The following is an 11,212-nucleotide window of genomic DNA, read 5'->3' as shown; positions in this document are numbered from 1 at the left end:
TTGAACGCCGGGGTGTGGTTGCGGCGGGGTCGTCTCGTCATGATCTCTCCTGTTCGCGGCCATATTGGCCGCCGTCAGGCAGAAAATCCACTCATCCCCGTGTTCAGATTCCCCGAGCCAGCTCTCATGGATGGCAGCTGGGATGCGGTTCCACACCCGGCTCGGTGCCGAGGGTCGATCCTCCAGCCCCTCAGGACCGCCACCGAGATAGCGATCATACCAACGATAAAAGGTCCGCCGTGGGATCCCCAGTCGGTCCAGGGTGCGTTTCGCCGGCAGGTGCGACTGTTCGACCAGTCTGATGATCTCGAGCTTTTCGGATGCGGGATACCTCATTCTGGCTCGTCCCCATCGCCGGCGCCATCATCGCCGGACAGATGGTGGTCCGTCTCTGCGTTCAAAGCGCGTTCGGTCAACGCCTTCTTGAGCGCGTCAAGCAAACCGCCTTGGTCAAAGGCCGCACTGGCAGCGCCCCCACCCAGCAGTTGATCGAGAAGTTCATTCGGGATTGCAGGCTCTTTGCGTCGAGACATATGGGACTCCTTGTTTACCCAATATGCCCGACCACACACGGAAATCCTGACACTTCCATCTAGATAGATTGCGGGCCGGCCACTTCAGGATCTGCCGGTCGGCTTGAGGCCGACTTGGCGGTGCTCGGCGAGACGCCTAACGATCGTCCATCGTGGACAGCAACACCGCCATGCCGATGCCGACTGCAGCGCCCAGCACTGTGTCGAACACGCGCTCAGGCGCGATCTCCGGCCCGGCCGCCTGCGCCGCGCCGAGATAGGTCATCAGCAGCGCCATCGGGGTCACCAGCACCTGACCGAAGGCATAGTTGATGCCAATCACTGGCTCTCCAACCGCATCTTCAAATCCTATGGGGACATCCTCGATCACTGCTGCTTTGCTTGGAACCGCCTCATCGAACAGCCATGGCGCATCATGGCGATCGGATTGCGCAAGTGGGCCCATGAGTGAGGTCCGTGAGACTTGGTATAACCCGTTGAGAACCCTGGAATGGGCATCCTGCCGAACCGTTCGATCGAGCATGGATAGGGCAGCCCTCGCCGCCAGCATCTCGATGTGATGGATGACCTTTTCGTCGTCTTTGAGCGACCAAACACCTACTCCCACAACAGCCAGCAATCGAAGGGTACGAGGTAGGGCTGGATCTTCTCGATAGCGTCACCGGCCGCAGCTCATTCGGTGTCGCATCGGCTGGTCAAGAGGTCGCCGCACGAGCAACTGGGCAACGGAATGGCGAGGATGCAACCATACTGCCGCCATCCTGGACATAACGCTCGTCAGTTCTTGGGCCGACACCTACCGAACCAACACGGTCACCCCGGCTTTAACCCGGTCATATAGGTCGATGACATCCTCGTTCAGCATGCGGATGCAGCCTGAAGAGGCTTCGGTACCGATGGTCCAGGGTTCGGAGGTCCCGTGGATCCGGTAGAGCGTGTCGCGTCCGTCCTGGAACAGATAGAGCGCTCGCGCGCCAAGCGGATTGTGCGGGCCCGGCTCGATCCGCTGCGGCAAATCGGCGGTTTGGCGGCGCATGTCGTCGGTGGGAAACCAGGCCGGCCAGGCGGCCTTGCGCCCGACCAATGCCGTCCCCGACCAGGCATGGCCGGAGGCACCAACAGCAATGCCATAGCGCCGCGCCATCCCATCAGGTTCAAACAGATATAGCGCACGCTGCTGCGTATCGATGAGGATGGAACCAACGGGCCGTGGCTCGGGCGCGGCGACCACACTTGGCCAGAAGCGTTGGTCGAACTTGCTGCGATCGACGAGCAGCACCGGGTAAGGCTCGCCGGCATAGGCCAGCGCCGCCTGCGCGGGATGGACCGACGGCGCCTGGCCGCCACTGGTGCATCCGGCCAGTAGCACGACCGTGGCCAGCAGCGAGACTGCCCTGAATATTGCCGGCACCTGCGCAATCATGGGGCCGGCAAGAGTTGCAGGGTGCGGTCAAGCGCTCCGGAAAATCCGGCCAGCGAAATGGGCAAGACCACAGCCTGCCCGCTATCCATGGCGCTGGCGTGGATATTCAGCTTCTGCCCACCTTTGAGGAACGGGATGGCGGCATCGCCAAACAGCAGCGGAACCACGCATCCGACCGGCAGGCAGGTCGAAAAGCGGTTCACCTCGCCCATCGCTCCGTCATCGATCTGCAGCCGAGCGCCGGCATCCAGCTGCAGCCCGAAGGGCAACACCAGATTGCCATGCGCCTTGCGGCCATCGCCGTCCGGCGTCAGCTCGATGCCCAAGACGCGCTGCCCGTTCTGATTGGCCTGGACTTGCGAGAAGATACAGCTATGCGCGGCCACCTGGCCCTGGGCACAGGTCACCCGCCAATCCTGATAGGTCTCCTGTATCGAGGAGGCGCCGCCCGACAAGGTCGATGCCGTTTGCGCCTGGGCAACGCCAATGCTTGCCGCCAACACCAAAGGCGCCAGCGCCACCAGGAACCTTGACCTCACCATTTGACCCGCAATCCCAGCGTGGCGGCGGCTTCGTAGCTCTTGCCGAAATTCTCCAGCCCGGTTTTGGCGGAGATTTCGCCATGCAGCGCATATTTGCCATCAGCCCATTCGTAACTCCCACCAAGGCCAAGCCCGCCCCACAACCGGTCATCACGGCTGGTAACGCTGGTGCCGGCGACATCAACCTGTATGCCATCGAGGAACTCGTGGTAGATATTGGCCACGCCATAGGCGCTGACCCGCGAGAGCTCGCCAGTCTGCTCGCGCCAGCTGGTCTGATATTCGCTGGCCAGGCCCAAACGTCCCTGCAGGCTCTGCCCACTCAAGAGCGACACACTCGTGCCAAAGGGGTCGGTAAAGCTGTCGAAGCTCACATTGGAAAAGGTCAGCTGCGCCTGCGGCGTCAGCCCCCAATGGGCATCAAGCGCAATTCGTTGTCCCGCCTCGAGGCTGAGCGCGGCCCCAAACCCCTTATTGTCATCGACCAATGTGCGACCCAGCGTGGCCGAACTCAGCGTACTGCTGAACCAGTTCGCCTGCGCCTGCGCATCGACATAAAAGCCGCTCTCGCCATACCAGGTCAGTGTGCCGCCCAGGCCGTACCCGGAAGCATTGATGCTGCCCGCAGCGCCCGATGCCGTCATCTCGGCACCGACAAGGCCATATTGTGCCGTCACCCCGGCAATCAGCGTGCCACTATCGCCCTGCGCCAACACACCATCAACGCCAGCCTGCAAACGCCAGATGTTGAGATCCGACACGGCCTGGCTGGCAGAGAGCGGTGAGGCAAAATGAGACCGCGCCGCCTCGACCCGCCCCCACAGGCCGCCGCCGCCCATGGTCACCGCGCTCTCATTGTCGAGATAGTATGCCGCTTGTTCGTCGGTCACGGCGCAGCGGAAATTGCGAGCTGGGTCCTTGCAGAACACGGTTTTCGGTTCCCGTGCCGGTGCGGGATCGAACCAATACCGGTTGCCCGCGCGCTGCTGTAATGTCGGGACCTCGACCAGCGGCACGAGCACCTTGGGATACTCCTCATAGACCGGCACGTTGGGTGAATAGCCGAGATTGCGCAGATACCAGTTGCCATCCGCGACATCGCCGGCAACGCCATTGTGGTACAAATTGTAGTAGTGAGCGCCCTGAATCACGGCCTGCTCGCCATTGACGACGAAGTCGCCATTGAGGGCAAACACCCCTGGTGCGGACGCTGCCTTGTTCCGGACCTCGACCAGTAGAATGCCATTGCCCGGGGTGCCCGCACCAGCGCCTTCCCGACGATCAATCGTGATGGTGGTGGCGCCACTACCCATGCGGGTGCTGTCGACCACCAGAACGTCAGAGAACGAGCCGGTCTGCCCGCCTGCCGCAACACCTTCATTGAGCACCGAATTGAGCAGCAGATGGCCACCGTCGGAGATGAAGACGCCATTGCCTGGCGCCCCACCCGCTACGGCGTTTCCGGTCATCACCAGCGTATTGCCAGTGGCCGATCCCCGCAGATCGAGGACACCGGCATTGTGGAAGGTGCCCAGATTGGTGAACTGCCCCTGCACCACGCCAGAGCGGCTCAGCGCATAGTAACTGGCTTCCAGCGGACGACTATCGATACCCGTCGTCGGAACAAAATAGTCGGTCGCATCGATGGCGGCTTCACCCAAAACCGGCGCCAGTCGGACGGTGGCAGCGGCCAGATTGTTAAAACTGCTGCTCGGCGCGCCAAAGTCGGAAATGGATACGCGCTTGGTGTCGCGCGTACCGTCGCCATTGGTATCGGCAAAATGGCGGACATCGAACAGGCCGCCGGCCACATTGGTGAAGCTGTTCGATGCAACAGGCGCCAGTTCAACGAAACCAGCGATCGTGCCGCTGTTGTGGATGCTGACATTCCCCAGCGGCGCGCCGTAGCGGCCTGCATCGACAACGGCCCGGTCCGACGCTGCGCCGATGACGCCCGCGTTGTCAAGAATGCTACCGGTAGCCGAGCCGAGGATGACACCGGCTGACGGACGTGACGTCGTCGCACCCACGTCCACGATGTTCGTTTGCCAACCACCAGCGACCGTTGCGCCGGCCGCGACGTCCACACGGGCCTCAGCGAGCATTGACTGGGCCGAAACACCAACACCAAACTCGCCGCCAGCCTGGATTCGGCCATCAACGGCTATGGCAGCCGTGCCGGCTACTGCGTCTGCCCGAACCCCGAAAGATTCGGCACCTGTAACGCTGATCGACGCCGAGGCCCCCAGCCCAAGTGCGATGGCCCCCCCGCTGCTTGCATCGACACCGTTTGAGCGATCCCCAGACGTGGTAAGTGTGGAATTGTCCCGGATATCGAGCTCGATAATGCCAGCACCGACATGGACGGCCCGTACACCATGCGACCCCGTTCCTGTCGTCTGGATCACTGCATTGCCGAGCAGGTCAATGCTGTCGGTAGCCGTGTTGGCTGCGTCGGAGGACAGCAGACGCAGGCCGGCGCTATTGTCGCCGAAGGTGGCAACCGAACCGGAACTCTCGATGTTCACGGTGCCAAGTCCCGCATTGTACCCCCACGCGCCATTCGCGCGGTCGCCCCGAGTCGTGATCATGCCGGTTTCGGCGATATTGACCGAGGCGCCCGCCAGGCTCAGACCATTGTCAACAAAGGAAATCCCGCCGTCGGAGCCGTCCTGCAGTGTCTCCATGGAGCCGGCAATGTTTACCTCGGTGGCGCCCAGGCCGTAGGTCAAGCTGTAGAGACCAGCGCTCTCTATTCCGTCGGTGACAATGGCGCCTGTAGCGCTTTGGGAGGTGACCACGTTCCCCGTCGAAAGGGTGTTGAAATTCCACGCGTTAACGCCGTAACCGCGCTCCCCGGCGGTGGAAATCGCGCCCGAAGTTTCCAGATATACCGCCCCCAAACCGGTATGAAGACCATAGATGCCGCTGCCTTCAAAGCCCGTAATGGTGATCGCGCTGCCGGCGTCTTGCCGGATAGCAATGTGTCCGCTGCCCGCGCCATTGTCTACCCAGCCAAGCAGGCCATTGGTCCCAATGCCAGGGTTCAGCGCGCCGGCAATGTTGACCGATATGTTCGCGCCCGAATTGATCTCAATGCTGCTATTGCCGCTGGCCCGCACCTGAACGCCATCGGCCAGAGTGCCGTCTGTGGTAATTGTTGCACCACCCGCAAGCACGACGCTCAGCAGGTCGCTACCATTGCCGTCGATGCGGATGCCATCGTTGTTGGCTCCCGGAGTGCGATTGACGACGACACCGGCGCCGACACTCATCGCTAACCCTGAGGCGGTCGCGTAGGTGATGCCGGTAGCATAAGGGTTCAGCGCCGAATCGGCGCAGACAATGGTAGCGCCAACAGCAACACCGCACTCATCCGCGGCAAACGCAGATAAAGGCGCAGCAACCCAAAGTGATGCAATGAGTGTCGCGCTCGACAACATAAATTGCGCTGCGCCATGGCATACATCGTGACCCGTTACCGGCCAAAATTTGCATGGACTGTCTTTTAGTTTTTCTGCCACTACGGCGCAGCGCTGGATCAAGAGTAAAATTCCTCCGCACATTTCACTTCGCAATCTGAATTCGGAATCCGTCAGAGTGCCTGTTATTTTTCGATTCAAAACTCGCTAAGTTGTTTGCAGCCTGATTTGTCAGATTGCGACGTATTGACTGGCGCGCGTAGCTCAGTCGATCTGGACCGACAATACGGTAGTGGTCCGTACTTACTCGGAATTGTTCCCTTTGAACCGACCGGGGGGCATGGCTTGCTCTCATTCGCGCATAGCGCGACCTGGATCGAACGCAAGATGACCCGCCCCAATTCGAGACCGGCAGTCGGCGCCCCGGTGAAGTCAGGCCGAACGATAGAGGAAACACCAAATCCATCGATACTATCATTTGATGGCCCCTGGACCAATTCTCCCGGAATTGCAGTCGGCGCTGATCTTGAGGCAGGCAGGATGACAAGGCCTCGGAGCAGCACCTGTGCCAGTGCTGAGCACGGACCGACGAGCTCCCTTCAACAGACTGACAAGCTCGCTTTGCTGGCCAATGCCGATCTTAGAAAAGATACGATTGAGATACTGCCGTGTCATCCCCTCCCCCAATTTGGGAGTTTGCCGAGTTATCGCGCAACGGCAGGTCAGAGGCCAGGGCGACCGGTAGGCACGCTTATGCTGGCGTGAGGCCGAACAGCGACGCCGTCTCGGTGGCGCGGCATCTTTGTACCTTCGCCTCAGCTCGCTCTCAGTCGCGCGCTGGCACCCTAGGAGGCCAACATACCATCGTACGCGACCCTGAGCGCCTGGACGACGGGCGAATTCGTGCACAGACGCGAGAACGGGTTCATTTATGTCACGGCACAAATAGTCATTCCTTCATTTCTAAAATACCAAACAACAAGCATCGCGCCCTGGCGGGCGCTATTTTAGAAATTATGTTGCACTACGAGGTGGGGGCGCTCCATACGAGCCGCGGGTCGGGCGAAAAAGTAGCCCTGAACGTGGGTGACGCCGGCTCGGCTCGCGCGCTCCAGGTCAAGCTTGCTTTCGACGCCTTCGGCGACGATGTGTGGGGCAAAGTAAGATGCGTAGCCAACCAGATGCTGGAAGGTGTCTAGGCCGCCTAGACGTGACCGGGATCGATGCAGAAATATCTTGTCAACCTTGATGATATCAAAATCGACGGCTAGCAGTAATTCCGGGGTGGCGTAGCCGGTTCCAAAATCATCCAGAGCGATTTTGCAGCCAAGCTCCTGGGCAGCTAGGAGGGCGTCGATAGCAAAATTAGCGTCATTGAGAGGCCTGTACTCAGTCAGCTCGATCACGAGGCGCGAAGCGTGGCCGCTCTGCTTTATCTGCTTTAGCAAAGTGGGCCACGCGCCGTGACGAACACTGTCAGCCGACAGGTTCCAGCCAAGTACCAAACTGGTGTCGTTCACCAATTGACCCAGAACCAATGCAAGCGTGGCACCATCGAGCAGGTGGCAGTGCCCCATGCTCTCAAGCGCAGCGACCACTTCGCCAGCCTCGATCAACTGGTTTTCTGCGTCAACAAACCGGGCCAGCGCCTCACTGTAGAAGATATCTTCAGAGCGGTTGCACGATACGATCGGCTGGTAGGCTATGGTCATCGACACTGGCGGCGAGGCAATCCCTGCCTCCAGCCAGTCGATATCTGATAAGAAGAATGACATGCTCGGGGCCCCCTCCACGGTGTGAGGAACTGCAGTCGGGCTGCAACAGGTCGGCGCCGCACCGGCTGGTGCGCTATTTCGGTGATTCAGCGGCCTGCGCCGCGGAAGAGCCTTTGACCGGCACTGAAAGGGCAGCGCTTCGTCCTTGAACAGGTACCTCACCCAATGCATGCATGATTAGCCCCAACTTCCGAACAATTTTGATCCTCAGGGTAACGATAGGGCCGGTAAAAGCTCCCCTGATACTATCAAATGGTAGTATCAGGATACGAAAGCGCCACGATTTGAGGCTGACTACTGCTCTGCCTTTTGTTTCCACAGGTCTTCGGCCGATGCAGACGGTCGGAGCACGCAACACGAGACCCATCGGTGTGGTCTCTGACCGAGACGTATACCATGCTGTGTTTGTCAGCTGACATCTCGGAACGAAACTGGCGTAGCTTGTTTCGGAGCGTCCTAATAGAAATACCGAGAACTTTGCTGGCCTTCGTTCGGTTACCCTGGGACTCCCGTAAAAATCGGAGAATAAGTTACTTGCCGACCTCATTGATCGGGGAAGTGGAAACGCGTCCACCACGTGGCAAGCCCCGACGCAGGATTGACGACGGCATTTGCACGGGCAATCGGCAGGCAAACGTCGACGCGGTCGACTGCCCACCAGCGCGTCCTGCCAGGACGGCAGACTGCTATTTTTCGTCTGCAGGCATCTCGGCGCGAAACTGGCGTAATTTGTTTCGGAGCGTCCTGATGGAAATGCCGAGTACCTTGCTGGCTTTCGTTCGGTTTCCCTGGGAGTCTCGCAAGGTCCGCAGGATGAGCTGCCTGCAGACCTCCTCAAGCGTCAGCCCCACCAGGGATCGCACGGCCATGTCATGATCGGATTGCGGCTCAGGATTGCTGTTTGGCGCTTCGGTCCCTGCCATGCTGGCGAGTCGATCACCGTCCATTGAGGTCGCCTCGCCCCTTGGCCCGACACTGACAGCGTCGCAAGACGTTCCGACAGGAAAAGCGCCCGTGCCGTCATCTGAGATTGTCGGCATGGCCGCCAGGCTCCGGGTTTCGTCGCCGCTCAACTGGCGTTTTAGAGCGTTGTCGGCTGGCATGGTTTTCTATCCAAAGCAGTGTCCTCGTCACTGCTTAGCCGCCACCCGGCACCCGGAGTACTATCAGATGATAGCTGTCAGCTTTTTAGCCTATGCCTATGGCTAAGCCCGCACCGATAAAAAACCCTTCAACAGACTGACCAGCTCGCTCTGCTGGACGACGCCGGTCTTGGAGAAGATACGATTGAGATATTGGCGCGCCGTCCCCACCCCAATTTGGGAATTGGCCGCGCTGTCGCGCAACGACAGCCCTGAGGCCAGCGCAACCGAGAGGCGCGCCTCTGCTGGCGTAAGGCCGAACAGCGACGCCGTCATTTCCGCCGATGGGACGCCGGCAGCCGCTGCTACCGGAGCGACAGCCATGATGGTGCCCGACATGGAAAATATCGAACTGGCATCGCGGGTGACCGGCATCAGGTGAATAACGGCGGCGCCACGCGTCGCGTCGGCCTGTATCGCTAGGCTGGTGGCGCGCTGGCCCGAGTGCTCCAGGGCATTGGCGAATGACTTTTTGAGGGTGTCGCTCCCCCTTATGGCCATCCGGCCTGACGCGGTTTTGGCGATATAGGGATCGAGTCCTTCGAACAAATTGTTGACAAAAATTAATTGGCCATTACTTCCCAAAAGGGCCGCTGGCAGCCCAAAATCATTGAGTGTTTCAACACTGGATCGAGCGCGCTCGAACTGCAGGCGCGAGGCAAAAAACACCGACTGCTTGAACGCCGGGTAGATGCTGTTCAATTCGGCCATTGTCCGTTCGTTATAGCCCGGCTGGCCGAAGCGGCGGGTGAATTCCAGGGTAATGATTTCGCCATTGAACAGCTCAAGAATGGCTCCGGCTTGCGTTCCATACCCGCGTTGGATGTGTTTTTTCACACGCTGATCAAAGTCGGGAAGGTCCGACCAATCGCCGCGGAACGGGTCCAAGTGAAAGAAGCCGCGATTGAGTTCTGGCATGGAGCGAACCTGCCGCAACCAATTGTCTAGCACCTCGCCAGTTTGTTCCTCACTATACTCGGGATCAATGCAGAACGTCGTCGATATGGCTCGATAATGTGGCCAACAAATACCGACGGTTCCGACCCCCGACTCCGTCGCCATCCCGAGATCATCCAGCAGCGGCCCCCAAAGCTCAGGCAGAAACGCCGCCTCGTACATCCGCTCTGGAATTGTAGAAAAATCGACCATCCACATGCCCACCTATCCGCAACCTGGTCAGCTAGCCACAGTTCAGGGCAACTGGGAATAGATCAGCTAGAATGAATGCGCTTTGCCATCGAATGAGAACGATACAAACAATGTCTGAGCACGTTTAGGTTGGGTGTTTGGAGCTAACGAGTTGGCCGCGGCGCTAGGATCATCGTGCTGCTGGTCCTACAAAAACCTGCTGGAAACAGGGCAGCTTCAAGGAAATGTGTGATGCCATTGTCCGATAGATACAAATGGCTTGGTTCAAGCAAGGTATCATCCACCTCAGTCGCAGATCAGAGCGAGCCAACGCCGTGGCTACTAACAGATGTGAGTATGGCATGACCCGCTGTGGGCTGTTCCCTGACGCAGCTCGTTCATTACGGGCATTGCCAAATAGGAGCCGCGCCTGTGACCAAACGCCTGACAATAAGCCAAGCAACCGCTGTTCGGGACCAACTCGAGCAGGCCCTGTTCTGCCTGCGCCCGTGTTCTGACGTCCCGATTGCGATAATCTTGAACATCGAGGAGGCGATAGAACTGGCCATCGAGGTTGAGTGCCGTAGCGCGGCGACACGGCAGCTCAGTCAGACGGTACCTCCAGCAGCCAATGAATCAGGTCAGCCACCAGCTCTCAAAATATTCAGTAGGTTTTAACCTAGCCAACGAGATGGCGGCCGAGCCCTTATCACACCCCGCGCAGCGCCTTCGATTGCCTCGGTTCTCTCCAGGCGTTCAGCCCCCGCAGTCACGAGCCAGACCACGGCCCCACAGACAGCCGCAATGACCAGCCAGCCGATCTTTCTGTTGACACAATTCACTGCGCGCCAGATTGCCCGCTGGAACATGAAATCCCGGCACGTTTCATCCTGCTGTTCTGCCGCATCGACGCGCAGGCCGGCGTCGGACATGAGTGCAGAACCCCGCCGACAGGAAGCCTCGTAGGAGCCTCCACCCTACGAGGCTTTTTATTGCCACTATTGATGGGCCAATTACGGCTTGGCCTCCAAGGGCTAGGGAGGGTGGTTCCGAGCCCCTAGTTCACACGCCACCCTCCCATTTTTTCCGCTTGAACACCGGGACTGAGGGCGAATACCGCGATGAGTGTCAACGGCGGAGTAAAATCCGGCCATTAGGCGGAGCAAGACCAGGCCACCTTTGGCGCGCACATGAGACCGCCGGGAGGGCATAGCCCGAGCGGGGGTCTCATGTGCGCGTGCGATTTT

7 protein-coding genes and 4 pseudogenes are annotated in these 11,212 nt (G+C 59.6%); 1 reads left to right on the top strand and 10 read right to left on the bottom strand.

From position 1 onward, the window contains the following. Positions 1-123: 123 nt before the first annotated feature. The 3 genes and pseudogenes from ACX3OZ_RS20615 to ACX3OZ_RS20605 form a co-directional block, all read right to left on the bottom strand. Positions 124-357, bottom strand: a pseudogene (locus ACX3OZ_RS20615) (helix-turn-helix domain-containing protein); the annotation flags it as partial. Next, positions 351-533: pseudogene (locus tag ACX3OZ_RS20610) on the bottom strand (IS256 family transposase); the annotation flags it as partial. The pseudogenes ACX3OZ_RS20615 and ACX3OZ_RS20610, both read right to left, overlap by 7 nt. A 136-nt stretch (positions 534-669) precedes the next feature. Then, on the bottom strand, positions 670-852 hold the full coding sequence (locus ACX3OZ_RS20605; RefSeq protein ID WP_459105470.1) for an FUSC family protein: 183 nt from the start codon (positions 850-852) through the stop codon (positions 670-672). On the opposite strand from ACX3OZ_RS20605, the pseudogene ACX3OZ_RS20600 reads away from it, so the two are divergent. Further along, a pseudogene (locus ACX3OZ_RS20600) lies at positions 853-984 on the top strand (IS630 family transposase); the annotation flags it as partial. It lies immediately after the preceding gene. Positions 985-1,329: 345 nt separating this feature from the next. Here ACX3OZ_RS20600 and ACX3OZ_RS20595 read toward each other — a convergent pair. The 7 genes and pseudogenes from ACX3OZ_RS20595 to ACX3OZ_RS20565 all read right to left on the bottom strand — a co-directional run bounded on the left by ACX3OZ_RS20595 (position 1,330) and on the right by ACX3OZ_RS20565 (position 9,992). Next, positions 1,330-1,944 (bottom strand): L,D-transpeptidase, encoded by a 615-nt coding sequence (locus tag ACX3OZ_RS20595; protein WP_459105468.1) that lies wholly within the window; start codon positions 1,942-1,944, stop codon positions 1,330-1,332. An 8-nt stretch (positions 1,945-1,952) separates the two neighbouring features. Then, entirely contained in the window at positions 1,953-2,498 is a 546-nt protein-coding gene (locus ACX3OZ_RS20590) for an invasion associated locus B family protein (RefSeq protein ID WP_459105467.1), read from the bottom strand. Next, a complete protein-coding gene (locus ACX3OZ_RS20585; RefSeq protein ID WP_459105466.1) occupies positions 2,492-6,043 on the bottom strand; it encodes an autotransporter outer membrane beta-barrel domain-containing protein in 3,552 nt (1,183 codons plus the stop codon). Before ACX3OZ_RS20585 ends, ACX3OZ_RS20590 begins: the two co-directional genes overlap by 7 nt. A gap of 884 nt (positions 6,044-6,927) precedes the next feature. After that, a complete protein-coding gene (locus ACX3OZ_RS20580; protein WP_459105465.1) occupies positions 6,928-7,695 on the bottom strand; it encodes an EAL domain-containing protein in 768 nt (255 codons plus the stop codon). Positions 7,696-7,943: 248 nt separating this feature from the next. Then, entirely contained in the window at positions 7,944-8,222 is a 279-nt protein-coding gene (locus ACX3OZ_RS20575) for a helix-turn-helix domain-containing protein (protein WP_459105469.1), read from the bottom strand. A 159-nt stretch (positions 8,223-8,381) separates the two neighbouring features. Next, a pseudogene (locus ACX3OZ_RS20570) lies at positions 8,382-8,555 on the bottom strand (helix-turn-helix domain-containing protein); the annotation flags it as partial. 345 nt (positions 8,556-8,900) lie between these two features. Beyond that, complete coding sequence (locus ACX3OZ_RS20565; protein ID WP_459105464.1) at positions 8,901-9,992, bottom strand: helix-turn-helix transcriptional regulator; 1,092 nt, start codon at positions 9,990-9,992, stop codon at positions 8,901-8,903. Positions 9,993-11,212: the final 1,220 nt, after the last annotated feature.

The organism is Devosia sp. A369, assembly GCF_054489345.1.
The sequence above is the reverse complement of the archived record's forward strand: the minus strand, read 5'-3'. Positions and strand labels throughout refer to the sequence as shown.

Excerpts from the sequence above, each read along its gene's own strand:
- ACX3OZ_RS20565 (WP_459105464.1), bottom strand. The coding sequence starts at position 9,992 with ATGTGGATGGTCGATTTTTCTACAATTCCAGAGCGGATGTACGAGGCG.
- ACX3OZ_RS20580 (WP_459105465.1), bottom strand. The coding sequence starts at position 7,695 with ATGTCATTCTTCTTATCAGATATCGACTGGCTGGAGGCAGGGATTGCC.
- ACX3OZ_RS20590 (WP_459105467.1), bottom strand. The coding sequence starts at position 2,498 with ATGGTGAGGTCAAGGTTCCTGGTGGCGCTGGCGCCTTTGGTGTTGGCG.